The 21,727-nt window shown below is 60.6% G+C and carries 19 protein-coding genes; 4 read left to right on the top strand and 15 right to left on the bottom strand.

The window, feature by feature from the left end; all coding sequences use genetic code 11:
* Nucleotides 1-48: 48 nt before the first annotated feature.
* The 9 genes from P3T20_RS15390 to P3T20_RS15350 form a co-directional block, all read right to left on the bottom strand.
* The gene (locus P3T20_RS15390) at nucleotides 49-1,686 is read right to left on the bottom strand and encodes an AMP-binding protein (RefSeq protein ID WP_429287230.1); all 1,638 of its coding nucleotides are present in this window, start codon (nucleotides 1,684-1,686) and stop codon (nucleotides 49-51) included.
* A 17-nt stretch (nucleotides 1,687-1,703) separates the two neighbouring features.
* Complete coding sequence (locus P3T20_RS15385) at nucleotides 1,704-2,108, bottom strand: RidA family protein (protein WP_429287229.1); 405 nt, start codon at nucleotides 2,106-2,108, stop codon at nucleotides 1,704-1,706.
* Nucleotides 2,105-2,548 carry an acyl-CoA thioesterase gene (locus P3T20_RS15380; protein WP_429287228.1) on the bottom strand — a complete coding sequence of 148 codons (444 nt, stop codon included), beginning with the start codon at nucleotides 2,546-2,548 and terminating at the stop codon, nucleotides 2,105-2,107. Before P3T20_RS15380 ends, P3T20_RS15385 begins: the two co-directional genes overlap by 4 nt.
* A complete protein-coding gene (locus tag P3T20_RS15375; RefSeq protein ID WP_429287227.1) occupies nucleotides 2,545-3,759 on the bottom strand; it encodes an acyl-CoA dehydrogenase family protein in 1,215 nt (404 codons plus the stop codon). Before P3T20_RS15375 ends, P3T20_RS15380 begins: the two co-directional genes overlap by 4 nt.
* 1 nt (nucleotide 3,760) lies before the next feature.
* Nucleotides 3,761-4,612: an enoyl-CoA hydratase family protein gene (locus P3T20_RS15370; protein ID WP_429287226.1), complete on the bottom strand. Its 852-nt coding sequence runs from the start codon at nucleotides 4,610-4,612 to the stop codon at nucleotides 3,761-3,763.
* 26 nt (nucleotides 4,613-4,638) lie between these two features.
* Entirely contained in the window at nucleotides 4,639-5,199 is a 561-nt protein-coding gene (locus P3T20_RS15365) for a MarR family winged helix-turn-helix transcriptional regulator (protein ID WP_429287225.1), read from the bottom strand.
* Nucleotides 5,196-5,987, bottom strand: coding sequence for an SDR family NAD(P)-dependent oxidoreductase (locus P3T20_RS15360; RefSeq protein WP_429287224.1), 792 nt, complete (start codon nucleotides 5,985-5,987; stop codon nucleotides 5,196-5,198). Before P3T20_RS15360 ends, P3T20_RS15365 begins: the two co-directional genes overlap by 4 nt.
* Nucleotides 5,984-8,359 (bottom strand): bifunctional salicylyl-CoA 5-hydroxylase/oxidoreductase, encoded by a 2,376-nt coding sequence (locus tag P3T20_RS15355; RefSeq protein WP_429287223.1) that lies wholly within the window; start codon nucleotides 8,357-8,359, stop codon nucleotides 5,984-5,986. Before P3T20_RS15355 ends, P3T20_RS15360 begins: the two co-directional genes overlap by 4 nt.
* A gap of 157 nt (nucleotides 8,360-8,516) precedes the next feature.
* Nucleotides 8,517-9,272, bottom strand: coding sequence for an SDR family oxidoreductase (locus tag P3T20_RS15350; protein WP_429287446.1), 756 nt, complete (start codon nucleotides 9,270-9,272; stop codon nucleotides 8,517-8,519).
* A 120-nt stretch (nucleotides 9,273-9,392) separates the two neighbouring features.
* Here P3T20_RS15350 and P3T20_RS15345 point away from each other — a divergent pair, with 120 nt between their 5' ends.
* The 3 genes from P3T20_RS15345 to P3T20_RS15335 all read left to right on the top strand — a co-directional run bounded on the left by P3T20_RS15345 (nucleotide 9,393) and on the right by P3T20_RS15335 (nucleotide 12,971).
* The gene (locus P3T20_RS15345) at nucleotides 9,393-10,292 is read left to right on the top strand and encodes a LysR family transcriptional regulator (RefSeq protein WP_429287222.1); all 900 of its coding nucleotides are present in this window, start codon (nucleotides 9,393-9,395) and stop codon (nucleotides 10,290-10,292) included.
* A gap of 181 nt (nucleotides 10,293-10,473) precedes the next feature.
* A complete protein-coding gene (locus tag P3T20_RS15340; RefSeq protein WP_429287221.1) occupies nucleotides 10,474-12,444 on the top strand; it encodes an aspartyl protease family protein in 1,971 nt (656 codons plus the stop codon).
* A gap of 137 nt (nucleotides 12,445-12,581) precedes the next feature.
* Nucleotides 12,582-12,971, top strand: a complete 390-nt coding sequence (locus P3T20_RS15335) for a surface-adhesin E family protein (RefSeq protein ID WP_074267183.1) — start codon at nucleotides 12,582-12,584, stop codon at nucleotides 12,969-12,971.
* 89 nt (nucleotides 12,972-13,060) lie between these two features.
* On the opposite strand, the gene P3T20_RS15330 is transcribed toward P3T20_RS15335, so the two are convergent.
* From P3T20_RS15330 to P3T20_RS15305, 6 genes are all read right to left on the bottom strand, one after another.
* The gene (locus P3T20_RS15330) at nucleotides 13,061-14,722 is read right to left on the bottom strand and encodes a thiamine pyrophosphate-binding protein (RefSeq protein WP_429287220.1); all 1,662 of its coding nucleotides are present in this window, start codon (nucleotides 14,720-14,722) and stop codon (nucleotides 13,061-13,063) included.
* Nucleotides 14,715-15,956 (bottom strand): MFS transporter, encoded by a 1,242-nt coding sequence (locus tag P3T20_RS15325; protein WP_429287219.1) that lies wholly within the window; start codon nucleotides 15,954-15,956, stop codon nucleotides 14,715-14,717. The genes P3T20_RS15330 and P3T20_RS15325 overlap by 8 nt, the downstream gene beginning before the upstream one ends.
* 26 nt (nucleotides 15,957-15,982) lie before the next feature.
* A complete protein-coding gene (locus tag P3T20_RS15320) occupies nucleotides 15,983-16,876 on the bottom strand; it encodes an ABC transporter substrate-binding protein (protein ID WP_429287218.1) in 894 nt (297 codons plus the stop codon).
* Nucleotides 16,877-16,994: 118 nt separating this feature from the next.
* Nucleotides 16,995-17,393, bottom strand: coding sequence for a putative quinol monooxygenase (locus P3T20_RS15315; protein ID WP_074267186.1), 399 nt, complete (start codon nucleotides 17,391-17,393; stop codon nucleotides 16,995-16,997).
* A gap of 98 nt (nucleotides 17,394-17,491) precedes the next feature.
* Entirely contained in the window at nucleotides 17,492-18,616 is a 1,125-nt protein-coding gene (locus tag P3T20_RS15310) for a porin (RefSeq protein WP_429287217.1), read from the bottom strand.
* A 269-nt stretch (nucleotides 18,617-18,885) separates the two neighbouring features.
* Nucleotides 18,886-19,812 carry a LysR family transcriptional regulator gene (locus P3T20_RS15305; protein WP_074267188.1) on the bottom strand — a complete coding sequence of 309 codons (927 nt, stop codon included), beginning with the start codon at nucleotides 19,810-19,812 and terminating at the stop codon, nucleotides 18,886-18,888.
* A 352-nt stretch (nucleotides 19,813-20,164) separates the two neighbouring features.
* Between P3T20_RS15305 and P3T20_RS15300 the strand changes: the two genes are divergently transcribed.
* A complete protein-coding gene (locus P3T20_RS15300) occupies nucleotides 20,165-21,709 on the top strand; it encodes a carboxylesterase/lipase family protein (RefSeq protein WP_074269289.1) in 1,545 nt (514 codons plus the stop codon).
* The last annotated feature ends 18 nt before the right edge of the window (nucleotides 21,710-21,727 follow it).

The following is a 21,727-nucleotide window of genomic DNA, read 5'->3' as shown; positions in this document are numbered from 1 at the left end:
GTCCCATGCAACACGGTTGCGGAAGGAAGAACGTGAGGCTACATCGTATTACAGGGTGCGCAGGGCGAACCGTTTGAGCTTGCCCGTTTCGGTGCGCGGCAGTGAATCGACGAAAGTAATCAGGCGCGGATATTTGTACGGCGCAACGCTATTCTTCACGAAATCCTGCAATTGCGCGACCAGATTGTCGTCTCCGGTATAGCCGGGATTGAGGACGATAAACGCTTTGACGACCTGGCCACGCGTTTCGTCCGGTGCACCGATTACGCCGCATTCCGCCACCGCATCGTGTTGCAGCAGCACGCTTTCCACTTCCGGACCGGAGATGTTATAGCCGGCGGAGACGATCATATCGTCGGCGCGTGCCTGGTAGAACACGTAACCGTCGGCGTCCAGATAGACAGAGTCGCCAGGCAGGTTCCAGCCGTCGCGCACGAACTTCGCTTGCCGTTCGTCGGCCAGATAGCGGCAACCGGTCGGTCCGCGCACGGCAAGCTTTCCGATGGTGCCGGGTGGCACGGGCCGCATGGCATCGTCGACGGCTTGCACGACATATCCGGGGACGGCGCGTCCGATTGCATGTGCCCGGGTCTCCGCGCCCGCGGCTGAAATGAAAATATGGATCAACTCGGTCCCGCCGATACCATCGATCATTTCAATGCCGCTTGCCTCGCGCCATAGCCGCCGCGTCGAGTCGGGCAGCGCTTCGCCAGCGGAAACGGTCTTCTCGAGGCTCGAGATATCGAAGCGCGGTATCAACGGCGCCATCTGCCGATAGAAGGTCGGCGCCGTGAACATGATCGTGGCGCGAAAGCGTTCGACGGTATGCAGCAACGTCTCCGGTGTGAGCTTCTCGATCAGCACCGTAGAAGCGCCGACCCGAAGCGGGAAGCACAGCAGACCACCGAGTCCGAACGTGAAGGCCAGTGGGGGCGTGCCGCAGAACACGTCGCTGGCGGTGGGCTTGAGTACGTGGCGCGGGAACAGGTCGCACATCATCAGGACGTCGCGATGAAAGTGCATGCAGCCTTTGGGTAAGCCTGTTGTGCCGCTGGTGAAGGCGATCAGGCAGACGTCGTCGCTTGCGGTATCGCAGGCGCTGAAGTATTCTGGTTTGCTCGCGGCAAGTGTTTCCAGGGAGTCCGGAGCATCGTCATGGAACAGGCGGATCTGCTGCAGATCCGGACAAAAATACTCGTCTTGTGGATTACGGCAACGCTCGAGTTCCTCGTTCAGACGTGTGTCGCACAAGGCGGCACTGATCTGCGCCTTATCGATGATCTGCTTGAGTTCCTTGACACGCAGCAGCGGCATCGTAGGCACCAGCACAAGTCCCGCCTTGAGCGCGGCCAACGCGGCGACTGCCATCTGCAAGGTATTCGGCCCGCGCAGCAAGACGCGGTTGCCCGGTTGCAGCCCCATCTCATCGACCAGCACATGTGCGCTGCGATTCACCAGCGTAAGCAGTTCGCGATAGGTGGTCGCATGAGGCACGCCATTCATGTCCGACCAGATCGCGGGACGCTCGCCGTGTCCAGCCTCGATCGTGCGGTCAAGCAACTCAGTCGCGCAGTTAAAACGCGCCGGGTAGGCGATGTCGGGATTGTCGAGCAGAAACACTGGCCACTGATCCTGCGGCGGCAGATGATCGCGGGCAAAGGTATCGACGTGAGCTGACGGTTCCATGAGGTTCTCCCGGACGGTTAGCTGGCTTCGTGGGGGATCACTGCAGTGGCTTCGATTTCGACCTTGGCTTCGTCTTCGATCAGCGCGACGACCTGCACCGCGCTCATGGCGATGTCGTAATCGCCGATCAGCTCGCGAAACGCGCGGCCGATGTCCTTCAGCGCCGCAAGGTACTCGCGCTTGTCGGTCACATACCAGGTCAGGCGCACCAGGTGTTCCGGCTTGCCACCGGCCTCGTTGAGCACGGCGACGATGTTACGCAAGGCTTGAATAGCCTGAGCCGCGAAGTCGTTTGACGTGAAGCGCGCCTCGGCATCCCAGCCGATCTGCCCGGCGATGAAGACTTGCGTCCCGACGGCCGCGACGCCGTTTGCGTAGCCGCGCGGTTTGACCCAGCCGGCGGGGAGAAGGGGTTTTTTCATGAGCGTGGCTCGTCGATGAGGGCAGGCGGTGGAGCGAAGGACGCGAGAGCGCTCGCGATGTCGTCGGGAATATCGATGGACTGGCCGGTCTCGAGCGAAGTGGTTACCAGCACCTGATGTGCGCGGAAGCGCACTTCGTCATGGCAATGGCCAACAATGCCGATCCGGATCGAACGGCGGCCGATTGAGCTCACTGTCAACGTGAGCGTGACTGTCTCGCCCATGCGGCTGGGCCGCGAAAACTCGCAATCAAGCTTGACGATCGGCAAGCCGATGCGGCGCTGGCCGATCATATGCGCGTAGTCGATTTTCAGGCGCTCGGTGAACCAATCTTCCACCAGTGCATTCGTCAGCACGAGATATTGCGGAAAGAACACGATGCCGGCCGGATCGCAATGCGCGAAACGGATGCGTACGGGCATGTCGAACGTGGCGCTCATGGCTTGCTCTTGCTGTCCTGCTGGGCGGCAGCGTGTGCCTTCAGCAGGTCACGGCCCACGATCAGCTGCTGCACTTCGGTTGCGCCTTCGTAGATGCGTAAAGCGCGAATCTCGCGATAGAGCATTTCGACAGCGGTGCCGCTTTGCACACCCATACCGCCCCACAGCTGAACCGCTGCGTCGATCACTTGCTGCGCGCCTTCGCTGGCGTGCCACTTTGCCATTGCGGCTTCGCGTGTGACGCTTTCGCCCTGGTCACGCAACCAGGCTGCGCGATAGACGAGCAGGGCGCTGCTGTCGATGGTCAGCGCCATCTGCGCGAGCTTCGCCTGGGTCAGCTGAAAATCGCCGAGCGTCTGGCCGAACATTTTGCGCGAGGCTGCACGCGTGAGACCCTCGGCCATGGCATGGCGCGCAAAGCCGAGCGATGCCGCTGCTACCGAGGTGCGGAAAATATCGAGCGTGCGCATGGCCAGTTTGAAACCTTCGCCGGGTTCGCCCAGCATCTGGCTGCGCGGCACGCGTGCGCCGGCAAAATGCAAACGCGCGAGCGGATGCGGTGCGATCACGTCGATGCGCTCGGCGATTTCAAGGCCCGGCGTATCGGCATCGACAATAAACGCGCTGATGCCGCGTGCGCCAGGCGCCTCGCCGGTTCTGGCAAACACCACATAGAAGTCGGCGATTCCACCGTTGGAAATCCACGTCTTGTCGCCGTCGAGTACATAGGCGTCGCCATCTTCTCGCGCGGACAAAGCCATGGCTGCGACGTCCGAGCCTGCTTCCGGCTCCGACAGCGCGAATGCGGCAATGGCCGTGCCGTTCGCGACCCGCGGCAAATATCGCTGCTTCTGTTCGTGCGTGCCACCGAGCGAGATCGCGCCGGAGCCAAGTCCTTGCATGGCGAGCGCGAAGTCGGCGAGACCAGAATGCCTGGCAAGCGTTTCGCGCAACAGGCAGACGGCGCGGGTGTCGATGGTGTCGCCGTGCCCACCATATGCAGTGCCGCCGACGCCGTATTTCAGCCAGCCCGCAGCACCCAGTTGGCGCACGAGACGACGGCAGGTTGCGTCGACATCGCCGCCATGTTCCGCGTCAGCGAGATGCTCGCTGCACCACGCTTCGATGCCAGCCGCGAGTTCGCGATGACGGTCTTCGAAGAATGGCCACGCCAGCGCGCTATGGAGATCGGTCTTGCCGGAAGAGCTCAATTCAGTCTCCTTCGAACACAGGACGCGTCTTTGCCGCGAACGCGCGGTAAGCACGTTCGAAATCATGCGTGCTCATGCAGATGGCCTGCGCTTGCGCCTCGGATTCGATCGCTTCGTCGATGCTCATGCTCCATTCCTGGTGCAGCATCTTCTTGGTGATGCCGTGCGCGAAAGTCGGCCCGGCGACGAGCTCGGCGGCGAGGTTGGCGGCTTCGTCGAGCAGCGCATCGGGTTCGCACAGACGGTTATAGAAGCCCCAGGCGTAGCCTTCGTCACCGCTTGCCGAGCGGCCGGTGAACAGCAATTCCGACGCGCGTCCCTGACCGATGATGCGCGGCAGGATCGAGCACGCACCCATATCGCAGCCGGCCAGACCCACACGCGAAAACAGGAACGCGAGCTTGCTACGCGCGGTGCCGAGACGCATATCGGATGCCATCGCGAGAATGGCCCCTGCACCCGCGCAGACGCCGTCGACGGCGGCGATCACAGGTTGCGGGCAGTGGCGCATCGCCTTCACGAGATCGCCGGTCATACGCGTGAAGAGCAGCAACTCCGGCATCGACAGATCGATCAGCGGCGCGATGATGTCGTGCACGTCGCCGCCCGAGCAGAAGTTGCCGCCCGCGCCGTGAATCACGACGGCCTTCACATCGGTTGCGTATGCAAGCTGGCGAAACAGGTCGCGCAACTCGGCATACGATTCGAAGGTCAACGGGTTCTTGCGTTCGGGACGGTTCAACGTGATGGTCGCGACCTTCGCGTTCACCGACCAGCCGAAGTGTTTGGCTTCGTAGCCCGCCAGCGTTACGCGATTGCCGTCTAGCAATGCGTCGACGTGGGATCGTGTCATGGATATCTCCTCCAGTTCGGTGCCGCTCAACCCTTGAGGTTGTCGAGCAGATGTTTCTTGAGCTTGCCCAGACGCTGATGCGTGCGCGACTTCTCATCGAGGCTAAGGCCGCCGAACATTTCGACGACCCATTGTTCATGTGCCACGGCCATGCGGTCGAACAGCTTGCGGCCTTCAGGTGTCAGGCGCACGCTGATCGAGCGGCGATCGTTTGGATCCGCATCGCGTACCACGAGGCCTTCCTGTTCGAGCTGATCGGTAATGCCGGTGACGTTGCCGCCTGTGACCATCAACCGGCGCGAGAGCTCGGTCATCTTCAGGCCTTCCGGATGACGTTCGAGTTGGGCCATCAGATCGAAGCGGGGCAGCGTGGTGTCGAATTCGCTGCGCAGGCGTTTACGTAGTTCGGCTTGCACGAGGTTGGTCGTGGTGAGCATGCGCAGCCATAGACGCAGGCCCATATGGCTGTCGACGCCCGTGCTCATTTCCATGTCGACGACGTTTTCCGCAGGCTTCGCGACGCCTTTGCGCACCGCCGGCTTTGCTTCTGCGGATGCCGCCTTTTTAGCGCCAGCTGCACGGATCATGTGACTTCTCCCCCGGAGACGGAAATGGATTGGCCGGTTATCGCTGCCGAGCCCGGCATGCATAGCCACAGGGCGGCGTTGGCGACTTCGTCCGGTGCGACAAAGCGTTGTTGCGGGTTATTGCGCAACAGGATGCTGCGTGCTTCTTTCTCGCTACGTGACGTCTTGCTGGTGATCTGGTCGAGCGAAGCGCGCAGCAGTTCGGTCTCGGTGTAGCCGGGGCAGACTGCGTTGACGGTGATGCCCTTGGTTGCGACTTCGAGTGCGAGCGAACGCGTCAGCCCGATCACACCATGCTTTGCCGCGCAATAAGCGGCGACGTAGGCATAGCCGATCTGCCCAGCAGTGCTGGCGATATTGACGATGCGGCCATAGCCGCTCTCGAGCATGCCCGGTAGTACCGCGCGCGTGCAGAGGAATACGCCGGTGAGATTGACGTCCAGCATGCGCTGCCAGAGCGCCATGTCGGTCTGTGTGAACGGGGAGGCCTGCGCCTGGCCCGCGTTATTGATCAGGATGTCTACAGGACCGGCTTGCTCGAATGCGGCAATGACGGCGCCTTCCTGCGCCACGTCCAGCGTGATACACGCGAGTTCGTCTGCTGCACCGCTTGGGCTTATCGCAATTAACGCGTCCCGTTGCGTGGCTAGACGCGCGGCGTCGCGGCCCATCAACGTGACGCGCGCCCCGGCGCGCACCAGCGCCGCAGCGGTGGCAGCGCCGATGCCGCTTCCGCCGCCGGTTACGACCGCGTGTTTTCCGGCCAGTCCGGAGAGTTCTGTGTTCACACCGTTCCTTCTGCGCGTTGTGCGCGTTCTTGCGGCGAGAGGCCTGCGTTTGCCGCGGCCTGAGCGCGCTCGCGCTCGAGATTGCGTTCGAGTTGCGACTTCGCTGCCGTGTATTGCTTGGGCCACATCACATCGAAATAGCCGATTTTTGCAGCTTCGTTGAGCGTCCACGAAGGATTCGCCAGATGCGGCCTTGCTACCGCGCACAGATCCGCGCGGCCGGCGGCGATGATGCTGTTCACGTGATCCGCTTCGGAGATCGCACCGACGGCGATTGTCGCAATACCGGCTTCGTTGCGGATGCGGTCGGCGAACGGCGTCTGGAACATGCGGCCGTAGACGGGCTTTTCTTCTTTGCTAACCTGGCCTGAAGATACGTCGATCATGTCCGCGCCTGCTGCCTTGAAAGCGCGGGCGATTTCTACCGCGTCGTCCGGCGTGGTGCCGCCGTCTACCCAGTCGTGAGCGGAAATGCGTACGGAGATAGGTTTGTCTTGCGGCCAGACCTTGCGGATCGCAGCGAACACTTCCAACGGATAACGCAGGCGGTTCTGCAGCGAGCCGCCGTATTCGTCGCTACGCTGGTTGGTTAGCGGAGAGAGGAAGCTCGATAGGAAATAGCCGTGGGCGCAGTGCAGTTCGAGCCAGTCGAAGTCCGCTTCCGCAGCCATTTCCGTTGAGCGGACGAATTGCGCTTCGATTTCGCGCAGATCGTCGAGGCTTGCTTCGCGCGACCATTGGCTGACGCCGCGCAGATACTGTTGCGGCGAAGCCGACACGAGAGACCAGTTGCCGTCGGGCAGCGGCTGATCGATGCCTTCCCAACTCACACGTGTCGATGCTTTGGCGCCTGCATGCCCTAGCTGTATGCCGATCTTCGCATCCGACTGCTGATGTACGAGTTCAACGATGCGCTTCCACGCGGCGAGATGTTCCGGCGCGTACATGCCGGGGCATCCTGGCGTAATGCGTGCCTCAGGCGACACGCAGGTCATTTCCGTCATCACGAGTGCGGCGCCACCCATGGCGCGCGCGGCCAGATGCATGAGGTGATAGTCGCCGGCGATACCGTCGACGGCGGAATACTGCGCCATCGGCGAGACCACCACACGGTTCTTGAGCGTCACGCCGCGCAGCTTGAACGGTGTGAACATTGGCGGGACGGAGTGTTTTGCCGGCGCGCGTTCTATACCGGAGCGTGATGCAAGCCAGTCTTCGAACCCGGACACGTAGCCCGCATCGCGCTCACGCAGATTTTCATGCGAGATGCGCTGTGAGCGCGTCAGCAGCGAATACGCGAACTGCTCCGGTTCGAACGCGGTATAGCGGTCGACGTGCTCGAACCACTCCGTCGAATTACGTGCCGCGTTTTGAATGCGCAGCACGCCGACGCTGCGCACTTCGGTGTAGTGCTTGAGCGCGGCGGCCAGATCGCCGGGATGCGCGTCGATGCTGTTGGCGAGTTCAATCGAATCTTCCAGCGCGAGTTTGGTGCCCGAGCCGATTGAAAAGTGGGCCGTGTGAGCGGCGTCGCCCATCAGCACGACCGGTGTGTCCGGGGTGCCGTTGGCATTGCTGCGCCAGTGCACCCATTCCCGATTGACCACGCGTGGAAAGCGAATCCATTGCGATGAGCCGCGCAGATGCGCGGCGTTCGAGAGCAACGCATTGCCGTCCAGATACTTGGCGAACAGCTTCTCGCAGAAGGCGATGCTGTCTTCCTTGCTCATCTCGTCGAGGCCGGCAGCACGCCAGACGCGCTCCGGTGTTTCGACGATGAACGTGGAGGTCTGATCGTCGAACCGATAGGCATGGGCCTGAAACCAGCCCCATTCGGTTTCTTCGAAAGCGAACGTGAATGCTTCGAAAAGTTTTTTCGTGCCTAGCCAGACGAAGCGACAGTCGCGCATGTCGATGTCGGGCTGGTAGGTCGCGGCATACTTCTGACGAATGGCGCTGTTCGCGCCGTCGCAGGCGATGATCAGATCGGCCTCGTAAGCAGCGTCGTCCGTTACCTGGGTTTCGAACACGAGTTTGACGCCGAGTGTTTCGCACCGCGCTTGCAGGATATTCAACAGGCGCTTGCGGCCGATGCCGCAAAAGCCATGGCCGGACGAGCGGATCTTTTCGCCGCGGAAATTGATCTCGATGTCGTCCCAGTGATTGAAGGCGTCGAGTATGGCGTCCGCGCTGGGTGCGTCCGCTGCGCGGAGGTTGCCGAGCGTCTGGTCTGAGAACACCACGCCCCAGCCGAACGTGTCGTAGGGCCGGTTGCGTTCAATGACCGTGACCTCATGCGCCGGGTTGCGGCCCTTCATCAACAGCCCGAAGTACAGGCCGGCCGGTCCTCCTCCAATACAGACGATGCGCATGCTGATGCTCCAGTTGCAATCTGGAATGTAATTTAGTCCTCGATATTTTAGATGTCAAGTAAATCGTGGGGGAGATGACTACAGGGGGAGGCCTGCAGAACTCATGTCCGGACCGCGAGTTCGCTTTCAAAAAGCGCCCCCGCGGTCTCCATTCCACTCAAACCTGAGCCATGCCCCCGTCAACAAAGAATTCAGCGCCAGCGATGAAACTCGCTTCATCCGAGGCAAGGAAGAGTACCGCGTTGGCGATTTCCTCAGGGTTGCCAACGCGACCGAGAGGCACCTGTGCCGCCATGTGATCAAGAAGCCCCTGTTGCTGCGCTGGGTCACTGCCCGCAAGTTCGACAAGCCCCGGCGTCTTGATCGGCCCCGGGCTCACCACGTTGACACGGATACCGCGATCCTTGAGATCGAGCGTCCAGCTGCGAGCGAGATTGCGCACGGCGGCCTTCGATGCACTGTAGATGCTGAAAGCGGCTGTCCCGGTCGATCCCGTAACGGATCCCGCCAAAATAATGGACGCTCCATCCCGAAGCAGCGGAAGCGCCTTCTGGACCGTGAAGACAACCGCCTTCACGTTGCGTCCGAAGGTGTCGTCGTAGTGCTCTTCGGTGATCGATCCAAGCGGCAGCATCGAACCGCCGCCCGCGTTAGTGAAGAGCACATCGATATGAGAATGCTTTTGCTGAACCGCGTCGTACAGACGATCGATGTCTGCAAGCTTCGACATATCGGCACGCACACCGGTCACGCGGCCACCAATCTTTCTGGTCGCGGCATCCAGTTCCTGCTGGCGTCGGCCGGTGATAAAAACCGAAGCCCCTTCGGCCGCGAATCGGGTGGCTGTCGCGAGGCCAATGCCACTGGTGCCGCCGGTTACAACCACGACCTTGCTATCAAATTTGCCAGTCATTTCAGTTCTCCTTGAGTTCCAGCGAACAGCTCGCTGCGTTGGAAACATCATGCCGGTGGGACAAAGATAGCGGTAGGCGGTTAAAATGGACATGATTGTTCCAAAAATGGGTCAATAAGCATGAAAGACGTCAACGACTACGTGCTTTTCGCGGAGGTGGTCACGCATGGCGGGTTTGCTGCGGCCAGTCGCGTTCTGCGCACGCCCAAGTCCACGGTCAGCAGGCGCATCGCCGTGTTAGAGCAACGGCTTGGGGTAAGGTTGATCGAGCGTTCGACCCGTCGGTTCAGGGTGACCGATGTTGGACAGGCGTTCTACGAGCGCTGCCGGACCATCATGCTCGACGTGCAGCAGGCCGACGCGGTCGCTTCGGAGGCATTGGGCGAGCCGCAAGGCGTCGTGCGATGCAGCTGCCCGCTAGGACTGGTGGAAGTGCTATCGACGGCATTCGCATCGTTTCTGTCGCGTTTCCCAAAGGCCACGCTACAGGTGGTGGCAGCGGACCGTGCAGTCGACCTGATCGAAGAAAGGATCGACGTTGCGATTCGTGTGCGTGTGAAGCTCGACTCGGATGCGTCGCTGATCATGCGCACGCTCGGCTATTCCTCGCGTATCCTGGTTGCCGCGCCGAAAGTGGCCTCGCTATGCGGGGGCGGCGACATTGCGATCCTGAACGAGGTGGCAACGCTCGCAACCACGGACCAGATGGGGGAAATTGTGTGGGAGTTTCGTGGTCCGAGCGATGAGTCCTTTGCGCTTCGACATCAACCCCGTATGACCTGTGTGGACTTCGCCGCGTTGCGCGATGCCGCCGTTGCGGGACTTGGCGTGGCGCTATTGCCTGACCATGCCTGCCGTGACGCACTTGATGACGGAAAGCTTGTCCACGTATTTCCGCATTGGACGACTCCGGTCGGCATCATTCATCTGGTTTTTACAACGCGCCGAGGCTTGCCACCCGCTGTGCGTTCGTTTATCGATCACCTGGCTTCGACCTTCAGTGATGGAACACCTCGGTGATAAAGTCAAAGCCGCTCCGGATTCAGAAGGCTTTGACCCATGGTGACCGGTAGCGGTGGCATGGTATCCGAAGAGCTATTGCAATTTGTATGGATTACTAATAAAAAGTAGAGAAAATTGACTGGTGGTGTGGCAGGAAGAGCAGATTGATTTGTGATCCAGGTATATTGGTTCAGTTACGATGGCGGTTGCCTGGATTCCGCAAGCGATCATTTTTAAACCGCCCTTTTGTTATTGGTCCATGAATAGACGACTAGAGCATCCTTACTGCGAGGTTCTGCGTTTCACGGGTTTAATCGGAGTCGCCGCCTTGATGGCCACCGTCCTTAGCCAGGCGGTTGCCGCTGCGCCAACCGACACGCCCGCCGATCGTGCCGCTTCCGTTGTCGCCCAACTGCGGGATGCGTCTTCCGTCAATCACACCACAGGTTGCGCAGCGCGTATTGACGAGGGCGATATCGAATCCGGTGGGCTGAAAGGACGCTTCCTGATCGCGACGGATCCCGGTATGCAAACCGGCATCATCAAAACGACGAACCTGGGGCTCCTCGATTTTTCCATCGGCGTCACCAAAACGGGTGCCTGGGTTCGGGACGGAAATGCGACGATACGCGACGCCGATTTCCCAGGCTTCCGCGCCGGCCTCGCGAGCGAGATCTACTGGGCAAGCGGCGGCCTTGCCAATGCATGCTGGCCTGCCGAAGTGCGATACGTTGGCGAGGAATCGCAAGGCGCAGACGTGGCGGACATTCTCGAGGTCGTGCCTCAAGGCGGCAAGGTCACGAAGGTATGGGTTTCGCGCGAGTCGCATTTGCCGCTCAAATGGACGCGCCGTGACGAACCGGCTGTGGCGACTACATCATACGCAGCGTATGGGAGCGGCACGTCGCACGGGATCCCCCTTGAGCAGACATTCGTCGATCGTGACGGCACGCGTTGGGTGTTGCATACGAAGCGGGTACGCCGGGCAGTCCCGCCGTCTGACGTGGCCGCCCTTTCTACAAAACCTCAAACCCGCTTGACCGACTACGGAATCGACTCGGCAACCACTACAACCGTGCCGATGCGGATCGAAGGCCAGCTTTACGCCGACGTGTTCCTCGACGGCAAGGGGCCGTTCAACTTCATGGTCGATACAGGTGCTACGCTGCAGTTATCCTCGAATACCATCGCCCAACTCGGTCTAAAAGCCTTAGGAGAAGGGAGCGACACCGACATCGATGGAAATGCTTTTGTTGAGCGTATTGTGAAGCTGCCGGAGTTTCGTCTTGGCGATGCCCGCATAAGTGGCTTGTATGGGAAGGAGGCTGATTTGGGCGGCGGCGCCAGCGGCGGACCCAGGCCGCTGGATGGCGTTATCGGCACCGAGCTATTGGACCGGTTCGTGACCACCTTCGACTATCCACACCATTCGCTGACGCTCGCACTTCACCCAAACCTGGGCGCTGCCGATGACGCGCGGTTTAGCATTCCCTTTATGCTGGACCACACCTTGCCGGTGACGACGGGTCAGATCAATGGCATACCCGCTCAATTCTGGATCGATACCGGGTTGAATACGGCAGTGGTTGTCAACGTGCCATTTGCTTTGTTTCATGCGGGACAGATGCCGAGCCGCAGGTATGATGGCGGGTCGATCCATGGTGCGTCCGGCAAGGGATCGCCTGTATTTCTGGGCCGGCTCGCATCAATCGAGGTCGGTCAGCTAACCGTACCGAAACCTGTCGCGCTGTTCCCTACTTTGAACGTGGGGCTGGTAAGCGACACAGAGACCGCTGGCGATCTCGGTGACGCTTTGTTCATGACGTCAGCTTTGACGTTCGACTATCAGGATCGCAAGGCGTGGGTCGTTCCCGACGCGACGGCGGCGCCCTCTGCGTCGAAAAACGTTCAAACCGGTATGAGAGTGGAAGTCGATTCGACCGGCGACGCCGTGGTCGGAGCGATTTACAAGGATTCGCCCGCGTGGGAGGCTGGACTCAGGAAGGGCGACCAGATCACAGCGATCGACGGGAATCCGGTGTCGCAGGATCTGGTGAATGCTACGAGGCGGAAGATCTCTTCCGGTGAACTGAAGTCGGTGCGGTTGTCGGTGCTTCGCGACAAGGCCAGCTTTGACGTCGTCGTGCGACCGCTCGATTACATCCAATGATCCGGACCACGCTCGGCGCACAGGCCCGCAGCGCGCCTCATGGCTCGTTAAATCACGTAACGCAGGGTAATCAAGCTCAAGATGCAATCGAAATCTGTCCGATCTACACTGATGCTCCTCTTAAAGTAGGACCGAAAATGCTCAAGAAAGGGGTAATCTGCGCCGCGCTGCTGTCCATGTCGATGACGGCATTGGCGGAGAACTGGAAGGTATTTCAATGGAACAACGATACTACGCTCAGGTACGACACCGAGTCGATCACGCATAAGGGCAAAATCACTGCCACGTGGGTTTCCGCCACTTACGCGCAGCCTGCCGTACGCCCTGGGTACAGCGTCCCGCTCACCAGGCAGGTCTCGCACTGGATCTTCAACTGCGCCGACAAGACGACTGCCATCGGCCAGGTCGTGTCTTACGGTGCAGACGGTAACCAGGTGGATTCAAACCCCGGCGATCCAAACGACTTCCGTAGCGTAACGCCGCACTCGGTTGCCGATGCGATGATGAACACGGTGTGCCCACGCTGAACGAGGCCTGGCAAAAACTGGCTAGACGTGTATCGCACAACGGGCGGCACAGCGGCTCGCCGCCGCCGCATCGCCCGTCGCTATAGCCGTCATTCAAGTCGCAGCGCAGGTGTGATCTGTCGTGGATCGGTACGCAACTCGAGCAAAGCGGGAATACCGGCCGCCTGCGCCCGAGCGAAAGCCGCGGGAAAATCCTCTGTACGCTCGACCACTTCACCGAAGGCCCCAAACGCGTGAGCCAGCGCGACGAATCCGGGATTCTGCAAGCTGGTGCTGGAGATTCGTCCAGGATACTCACGCTCCTGATGCATACGGATTGTTCCGAGCATGCCGTTATTCACCACGATCACGATAACAGCCGCGCCGTACTGTACCGCTGTCGCGAGTTCTTGCGGATACATCATGAAGCAACCGTCGCCGGCAAAGCACACTACCTGACGTTGCGGGTGCTTCAGCTTGGCGGCGACCGCCGCAGGCAACCCGTAACCCATCGCACCGCTAGTCGGCGCCAGTTCCGTTGCATGCCGGCGATAGCGATAGAAGCGATGAACCCACACGGTGTAGTTGCCCGCACCGTTGCTGACCAAAGCATCGTCAGGCAACACGTCGTTCAGATGGGCCACTACCTGCGCCAGATCCACACCGCTGTGGTCGGGGTGTGGCGGTTGCGGCGTCGAGTGCGCGAGGTAAGCGTCCCGTGCGGCCTGAGTCCACGCGGACCAGTTCACGTCGACACCGGGCAACGCGTCTAGCGCCTTCGCAAAGTGGCGCATGCCGGCATTGATGGCCAGCCGTGCCTGATACACCCGGCCCAGTTCGTTTGCATCGGCATGGACGTGAACCAGCTTTTGCTTCGGCACAGGGCTTTGCACCAGCGTATAGCCGCCGGAACTGACTTCGCTCAGGCGCGTGCCGACGGCGATCAGCAGGTCGGCCGCCTTGACGCGTTCAGCCAGTTGCGGCGAAATCCCGAGTCCGATCTGCCCTACGTAGTTGTCCGTACGATTATCGAGCAGATCCTGACGTCTGAACGAGGCCGCCACGGGCAATCCGTAGCGCCGCGCAAAGCCCAGCAAGTGCGCGCAGGCCTGCTCGTCCCAGCCGGATCCGCCTACCACCACCAGCGGCTGACGCGCTTCGCTGAGCAGCGTCTGCAAGGCGTCCATGTCTTCGGCGGTGGGCGCGGCCTGGACCGCCTGCGAGGGATGGGCATCACCCACTACCCCTGAACCGAACAGGATATCTTCGGGTAGCGCGATCACCACCGGGCCTGGCCGTCCCGACATCGCGACACTGAAAGCGCGTGCCAGTACTTCGGGAATGCGCGCCAGGTCTTCAATCTCCGTCACCCACTTTGCGATGCCGCCGAACATGCGCCGATAGTCCACCTCCTGGAAGGCCTCGCGCCCCAGAAAGCCGCGTTCGACTTGCCCGACAAACAGAATCATCGGCGTCGAATCCTGGCTGGCGGTGTGCACCCCGATGCTGGCATGCGTCGCGCCTGGCCCGCGTGTCACAAAACAGATGCCCGGACGGCCCGTCAATTTGCCATAGGCATCGGCCATATTGGCAGCGGCCCCTTCGTGACGGGCCACGTAGGTGCGGATTGCAGTCGCATCGCGCAGGGCATCGAGTACCGGCAGATAGCTCTCGCCAGGCACACAATAAACGCTGTCCACACCATTGAGGACCAGCGCGTCGACCAGGATGCGACCACCGGTTCGGCCAGGCTGCGGAGTCAAGTCAGACATGTAATTCAAGCTCCTTGTTGCGGGTTTCGGGCATGGCCAGCGCGGCGATAAAAACCACCGCGTACGCGGCGGCGGCCCAGGCGCCTATCGAAGCGCCCAGACCGTATCCGGCACTGGTGATGCCGACCGCGGCCGGCACCAGTGACCCGGACGCGCGGCCAAAGTTATAGGAGAAGCCCCCCGCGCTAGCGCGAATCTGCGCGGGAAACAGTTCGGAAAAGCAGGCGCCCATGCCGGAGACGATGCCGGACTGGAACATGCCGACCAGAAAGCCCACGAGCAGCATGGTCAGGCCCACGACAGGCAGGTAGGTGTAGCTGAGAATCGCCAGCGTGGCGCCGAGTGCGGACAGCACGAACGTCCTGCGGCGTCCGAGCAGATCGCTCAGATAGGCCGCACCGACATAGCCGCAAAACGAGCCGAGGATATTGATCGCGAGGTAGGTCGTGGTGTTGCCCACCGACATGCTGTGCGTTTGCCTCAGGTACGTCACCAGCCAGGTTAGGATCGTATAGTTCCCACCTAGCGCTCCAGCAGCCAGCATCGAAGCGGTCAAGGTGCGGCCAATCATATTGCGCGAAAACATCAGGCTGAGATTGGTGAAGATGCTGGTTTTCTCGCGCACGTCAGCAGTCGCCTTAAACGCTTCGGACTCCGGTACATTACGGCGCATCCAGACCACGGAGAGGGCCGGCAGTACGCCGACAAGAAACAGCCAACGCCACGCCATTTCAGCAGGCAACAGGCTGAAGATGATGAAATAGGCGAGCGCAGCCAACGCATACCCGATGGGCCAACCCGCCTGCACCGTGCCGACTGCACGTCCGCGAATGCGCTTGTCGACCGCTTCGCCGATCAATACCGCGCCCGCCGCCCATTCGCCGCCGAATCCCAGCCCTTGCAGACTTCTCGTCAGCAGCAACTGATGGAAGGAGTTTGTGAAAGCCGACAAGCCGGTAAACACGGCGAACCATACGATGGTGATCTGCAGCACCCGCACCCGGCCGATGCGGTCGGCCAACAGTCCTGCAATCACGCCGCCGACGGCCGACGTGATCAGGGCCGCTGTGCCGACGATACCCGCCTGCGATTTGGTCATGCCCCACACCGTGATCAACGTCGGAATCACGAAGGCAAATAATTGGACATCCATGGCGTCCAGCGCCCAACCCATCAGACATCCCCAGAACGTTTGCCGTTGCGGGCGAGTCATGCTGCGGTACCACGCTGTCATTGTGTCTCCTGGTGTTTTTAGCTTTTTTATTGCGGCGCGGTTTCTGCGGGCGCTACTTCTGCGCTATCGACATGATGCCGCTGCAAGGACGCCGCCACGAAACCGGAGGACTTCATTTCCTCGACGAATTGCGTGAGATAGCGCGTCGCCTCGGGCCGGTTGCGGGGCGTGGCCATGGCCTGGCGGATCACCATGAAATTCCCGTCCAGCAGACGCAGTCCTGGCAGACGTGCGACGTCCGCCGCGAGCCGCTGTTTGACGCCTGCCGCGACTTCATAGTGCTGCGTGAGCATCATGTCGGTCACCAGTGACGGAGCCGGCGCCCGCACAAGCTGTGCGTTCTTGATGCGTCGCGAGAGATACAGATCGTAGACACTGCCACCGCTGATAGCGATGCGCACGCCGGCCCGGTCCACATCGGCGTTGGTGTTGATCTTCGAATCCTGAGGCACCATATAGACGCCCTGGATAATCACGTACGGCGGCGTGTAGTCCATATACTCTGCCCGCTCGGGATCGATGCCGACGAATCCAACGTCCCACTGCTGTGCCTGGACTCCTGCCGTGACCTTACCGGCCGCGTTGTAGATGACGAAGCTAACCGGTACGCCCAAACGCTTGGCCAGCTCGCGCGCCAGATCGACCGAGATGCCCTCGGGTTGGCCGGTGGCGGTATTCATTGTGGCCAACACCGGGTTGCCGACGTTGATTGCGGCGCGCATCGTACCGGACGGTGCAAGCTCCGACACCACCTGGGCAGACGGCCGGCTGGCCTGTGGCGAGGTCGTGCAGGCAGCCAGCGCGGCAACGCAGGCCATACAGACAAGCGCACCGAGCCGCGAAGCCATCCACGCACTGCTGCGCCGAAGTGCCGAGTACCGCCGTTGGCCTGCCGTGTCGTTCGGTGTCTTAAGTTCCATAGATCTTTGCATCATGAGTAGCGGTCCATATCAATGGTGAAATGCGTATGCGCACAACGCGGCGCAGTCGCCCGGTGAGTCAACCAGACGACTGAAAAATGGTTACGCCGCTTCAAGACTAGCTTGCCGAGATTTCCGTATGAATGCGATCGTCGTACGGACTCGCCAGAAACGGGAAAATCCGGGTGCGGTAATCGCGAATCGCTTGAGACGCGTTATGTGCATCGTAAGCCGCGCGGTCGTCCCATGTCTCTACTACGGTGAAGTGATTGTCCGTGCCGACCTGCAACAGAAGTTCGACATTGCGGATGCCGTGTTCCTGGCGCGTGGTCGCGAGATACCCCCGCATGATCGGCAGCGCCTGGCTCACCTGGGGACGGACGATGTCCAGATGCACTACGACAACTACAGGGCCGTTGGCCGTATCGCTTGTCGCATCGGCCAGCGCCATATTGGCGCCACCCGCGCAGAAACAGCTCGCCATCACCAGTATGACCACGCGAATCAAACGCTTCATTGCGCCTCCATCTTTTGAAGTATCGAAGAAAACTGCTTAGCCTTGCCACCTGAAGTCTTGCTTACGAAGTGCCTGAATGGTCCCGCTCGAACGTGTCTTCAGAATGAATGACGCATACCGAGCTGAAAGCCGGTTTCACCCTGTCCAGTCCCTGGCGTCAGGAAGGTGCCCGTCGTGGTTGCCGCATCGCCCATTTTGAACTGTGCGGTATGCGAGTTGTTGATCCGCGATGCAACCGCGTAAAGCGTCGTGCTCTTGGACAGCGAGTAGGTCGAAATCAGGCTGAACTCTTCAGCGTTGTTATGCAGCGAAGAGTCGTCCTGGATATACGCGTAGCCGGCACCTACTGTTAGTGCAGGATTGAACTGGTAGTCGGCAGAAAGGCTATAGGTGTTGTGGTAGTTCCCCGGCGTATTGCTGACTGCACCCACAGCCGGATCGAACTTGCCGCCGGGGCTGCCGAGTGCGTTGCCCGTGGTGGCGGAAACCACGTCATTGGTGCGGAAGAAGCCCACATAGACTTTGCCCGATCCGTAGTTGTAGTTGCCGCCCGCCATCAACTGCTGGACCCGGTTGGTTTGCGTGGCATTCACCGCGTTCAGGTACGCCACAGCGACGTACACCGGTCCCTGCCAGCTTTGCACTGCCGCCTGGAAGATCCCGTTGCCGCCGGTATTGCCCGCCAGGCCGCCGAGCGAATAGTGGACTTCGACCTGGGTATGGAAGAAGGTTGGCGCAAAATAGGCGATGTCGTTATCGACCCGTGCCTGCCACTGCGCGAAATTATTGAAGCCCGAACCATAGGTGGCCGCGCCGAACGCATCCATATTGCCGCTGTAGAACCACATCGCGGTTTCCTGGCGGCCCACGCGGAAGCTACCGAAGCGGTCATCCGACAATCCAACCCAGGCCTGACGATCGAACATGCGAAACGAGTTCTGTTGTGCACCGGTGCTGGGATCGAAGCCGCCCTCAATGTCGAAGTTGGCCTTCATGCCGCCACCAAGATCTTCGACCCCCTTCAGGCCGTAGCGGCTGGTGGACAGACCGTTGCTACCCAACACCGTTAGCGATGTGCTCTTGCCTCCGACGGTGGACGATTGGTAGCCAATGTAGTTATCCAGCACACCGTAGAGCGTTACGGAAGATTGCGCGAATGCCTGGGGCGACGCGACCACACCTAGCAATGCACCGGCGGCACCGATCCTGATCAGCTTTTTCATTGGGTCTCCTTGAATACTATTATTTTGTTAGTCATGTTTAGTATCGGATCTAACGCCGATTTATATTTGTCTTCTCATGCGGGCCGCGCGCATCGCCGTATTGGCTGGCTGAATTCTTCCCGAACGGGTATGCGCTAGCAATACGTTTGACGCATAGCAGCTATGAAATTTTGCGGGGTGTGGCTTGCGCGCCCGATTGGCCATATCGGGTAAATACCCGTATATGGCAACACGTTGGCGAGCACGCCGGGCAGCAGGGTCGCGCGGTATCAGACCAGTGTCGCGCCGGCCCAGGCACCGCTATTCACGAGATGCACGATCTGTTGGCGCACCGTTTCCAGCACCTGGCGCTGGCTAGGGATGGGCGGTCTGTTGCGTGCGGAGATGATGGCGACGTCCCGGATGATCTCGGGATTGATGAGCGGCACGGCTTGCAAGGTGCCTTTGCGCATTTCCTCTTGCACCGATACGAGTGGCAGGATCGTGCAGCCGCAGTTTTCCGCCACCAGTTGCTTGGTGATGTAGACGGAAGCGTCGCACTCCATGCTGAGATTGATGGACCTGGAAAAGCGGGCCGTCAGCGATTCCGCGAGAACCCTGAGTCCGTGGGGATGCGCGGGCAGAACCAAGGGCACGCTGGCGAGACGTTCAACCGGAAAGCCTTTGCCGATCGGGCCGAATTCGGGCGGCGCCACAAAATACAACTGCTCGCGCAGAATGACATCCGCGCCCAGCGACGCGTGATTTTCCGGCAGATACACGATGGCCGCGTCGATCTCGCCGTTCGCGATCCACTCCCGGATATAGCCGCCCAAGCCCTCCTTGAAGCGCATCTTGATGCCGGGATACTCCTGTTTCAAAGCCTTGCCGATCGATCCAAACAGGATCTTGGCAATGGTGGGCTGCGCGGCCAGCACGATGCTCGACGGCCCTTGATGCTCCGGCGAAGACAGATCGGCAGTGGCATGCTCGAGTAATTCCTTGACCTCGGTCGCGTATTTGACCAGACGATGCCCCGGCTCCGTTAGCACGACGCCGCGGCCGCTGCGATAGAACAGACGGATATTCAACTCCGCCTCGAGGGTCGAGATTTTCCGGCTCAAAGCCGATTGCGACAGGCCGACTTCAATGGCCGCTCGCGAGAAATTGCCGCTGGTCGCCACGCTGAGAAACATCAATAGATCTTCGGAGGTCATCTTGCAGTCCCGGTCAAACGCATGCCTTCCACCTGCTTCCTCCTGCTGGTGCGCGCGTGTCGGTGTGTGCGCTTAGGCGTCGTCGGACATAGTTGCATGATCGTGGAAATCTCACACTTAGCTTTCACCCGATATGATGCGGCGGGGCGACGGTAGCCCTAAGGGTTTGCGCCAGGTCTTAGGTCAACGAAGGGAATATATGGCGGCTTTGCCATTCCAGTGACAGCTTGCCGCCATGAATGCTGCGCCGCCCACGCGTCATTTGCAAAGCGTGCGTATTATCATCGACTCGCGATCGCGGTTCGCGATCGGACCTGCTGGGGAAACAGAACAACCGAAGGGAATTCTGCTCATGATCAACGTCATTCGGACGGCAGTTTTCATCGTGCTTGCGATGCTCACGCTCGACGCATTTGCGGCGCCGCTGGTTCAAACCCAAAGCGGCGAATTGAGCGGCGCCACGGAGGGGCATGTCCTCTCCTTCAAGGGCATTCCTTACGCGGCGCCACCGGTTGGCCCGCTGCGGTGGACTCCACCCGCGCCGCCGACGGCCTGGCAGGGTGTGCGCGACGCCACGAAGTTCGGCGCCAGTTGCGAACAGCCGCGGCGCAATTCGAAAGCGGTCATTCCCTGGACTGCGGAATATCTCGCCGATCCGCCGTTTAGCGAGGACTGTCTGTTCCTGAACGTCTGGACTCCCACGCTGCGTCCTGCGGGCAAGCTGCCGGTCATGGTATGGATTCACGGCGGCGGCTTTTCGGAAGGCTCGGGCGCAGTGCCGGTTTACCGGGGCGATCATCTTGCGCAAAAGGGCGTTGTGGTTGTCACGATCAACTATCGGATGGGCCTGTTCGGCTTTCTCGCGGATAAATTGCTCGATGCCGAGCAAGGCAGTTCGGGCGAGTACGGCATGATGGATCAGGTCGCCGCGTTGCAATGGGTCAAGGCCAATATCGCGAGCTTCGGCGGCGATCCGGCCCAGGTGACGATAGAAGGGCAGTCGGCCGGCGCGATCTCGGTCCATCATCTGCTCGCCGCGCCGTCGGCCGAAGGGCTGTTTGCGCGCGCGATTGCAGAAAGCAACTCGTGGGGCGATACGACGCTCATCCCGCGTGAGCGCGCCGAAGCGGTTGGCGACAAACTCTCTGGCCTGAGCGGCGCAACGACGCTCGAGGCGCTGCGCGCTCTCTCTGCGGATCAGCTTCTCGCATTGCAGACGGATCCGCGTCTGGGCGATCACGTGCGCTTCTTCCCTGTCGACGATGGCAAATTCATTCCTGAAGGGACGAAGGAGCGGACTGATGTGCCGGTACTGCTCGGGTCTAACCATGACGAAGCTAGCGCCTTTAGCCCGACGTGGCAGATCAGCACGACCCAGGCTTACCAGGCAATGCTTGGCGATCGTTTCGCACCGGTGTCTGCGCGTTTTGCTGCGCTGTATCCAGTGAAAAGCGATGCGGACGTATCGGCGACGGTGCGGCGGTTATTGGCGGATTCTGCTTCAGCAGGGGTGATTGCATGGTCGCAGGGGCGCGACGGCCAGGCGGCACCTGCGTACGGCTATCGCTACACGCATCCGGAACCGGGCCCGCTTGCCAAGCGCTTTGCGACGTTTCATAGCTCAGAGGTGCCGTACGTATTCGGCACGCTGGAGTATGGTCATCGGCCGTTCACTGCGAAGGACCGGGAGATTTCGCATCAACTTCAGTCTTACTGGGTCAACTTCATTCGCACCGGCAATCCGAACGGGCCGGGTCTGATGACCTGGCCGCAGCTCGATAGCGGCAACTTCATGCAGTTGGGTGACAAGCAGGCAGTCACACCGTTGCTGTCGAAGGAGCAGCGTGATGCGTTTAGCGACTGGCTAGCGGCGGGTGGGCGGATAGGCTTGTTCTAAAGAGGACCGCCGTTAGCG

It is taken from the genome of Paraburkholderia sp. GAS206C, assembly GCF_050435645.1.
GTDB classification, from domain to species: Bacteria; Pseudomonadota; Gammaproteobacteria; order Burkholderiales; family Burkholderiaceae; genus Paraburkholderia; species Paraburkholderia phenazinium_B.
The sequence above is the reverse complement of the archived record's forward strand: the minus strand, read 5'-3'. Positions and strand labels throughout refer to the sequence as shown.